Below are 1,249 nucleotides of genomic sequence, written 5' to 3'. Positions count from 1 at the left end.
CCGACAACCTTGACGACGGGAGGCTGGATTCAACGATCCGTTGCAGAAGCGAGCTAGGGTTGAGGCCCACCCCGCCATTCCTCGGCCTTTCATCGAACAGGAGCCATTTCGTGAGATTTCAGGCCAATCGTGACGTTTTCAGCGAAGCTGTTTCTTTTGCTGTCAAACTTCTCCCGCAGCGCACGACGTTGCCGATCCTGAGCGGTGTGCTGATTGAAGCCACCGAGACGGGCTTGATCCTGTCGTCATTCGACTACGAGGTATCCGCCCAAACCGAGATCGCTGCGGACGTCGAGGAGACCGGCAAAGTGCTGGTTTCCGGGCGGCTCTTGGCGGAGATCGCCAGTCGCCTGCCGAACGCACCCGTGCGCTTCAGTACCGAAAACTCTCGAATCAAGGTCAGCTGCGGTTCAGCAAGCTTCACCCTGCTGTCCATGCCGGTAGAGGAATATCCCAGCATTCCGCAGGTCAGTGCCGAATCCGGGCTCGTTCCCGCCGAAGAGTTTGCGGCGGCGGTCGCTCAGGTCGCTGTTGCCGCCTCCCGCGATGACGTGACACCCGTGATCACCGGAGTGCAGCTCGAGGTCACTGAGAATAGCCTGAGTCTCGTTGCCACTGACCGGTACCGCGTGGCGGTTCGAGACATCGATTGGGATCCGGGGAGTAACACCGGCCAGGGCACGATCACGGCGCTCGTGCCGGCTCGAACACTGCAGGAAGTCGGCAAGACCTTCGGCCACAGCGGCACCATTTCGGTCTCGATCACCAACAGCGATGACCGAGAACTGATCGCGTTCACGGCGAACAAGAAGACCGTTACGTCTCTGCTGATCAAGGGTAATTTCCCGCCTGTCCGCCGCCTGTTTCCCACCGCGGTCGACAATTACGCGGTGATGAATACCGCCGATTTGATCGAGGCCACCGGGAGGGTGCAGCTCGTTCTGGAGCGCGAGGCCGCCCTGCGCTTCACGTTCACTGCGGACGGGCTTACGCTTGAAGCAGTCGGTTCCGAACAGGCCCAGGCCTCGGAATCCATCGACGCGATCCTCTCCGGCGGTGACACAGTGGTGTCGCTCAAGCCCCAGTTCCTCCTCGATGGTTTGGGTGCGGTGCATTCTGAATTCGTTCGGATCTCCTTCACCAAGACCGAAAACCCGAACAAGCCTGGTCCCGTGCTCATCACGAGCCAAACCTCGCGCGAACAGTCCGGTGCCGACAGCTACAAGTACCTGCTGCAGCCCAACTTGCT

The 1,249-nt window shown here is 60.3% G+C and carries 1 protein-coding gene; it reads left to right on the top strand.

The features are described from left to right. Positions 1-110: 110 nt before the first annotated feature. Positions 111-1,249: DNA polymerase III subunit beta (dnaN, locus tag JF66_RS18545; protein WP_035880332.1), on the top strand; the 1,139-nt coding region annotated here is incomplete at its 3' end.

Origin of the sequence: Cryobacterium sp. MLB-32 (assembly GCF_000738085.1) — a bacterium.
Classification (GTDB): domain Bacteria; phylum Actinomycetota; class Actinomycetes; order Actinomycetales; family Microbacteriaceae; genus Cryobacterium.
This window is presented reverse-complemented; position numbering and strand designations above follow the sequence as displayed.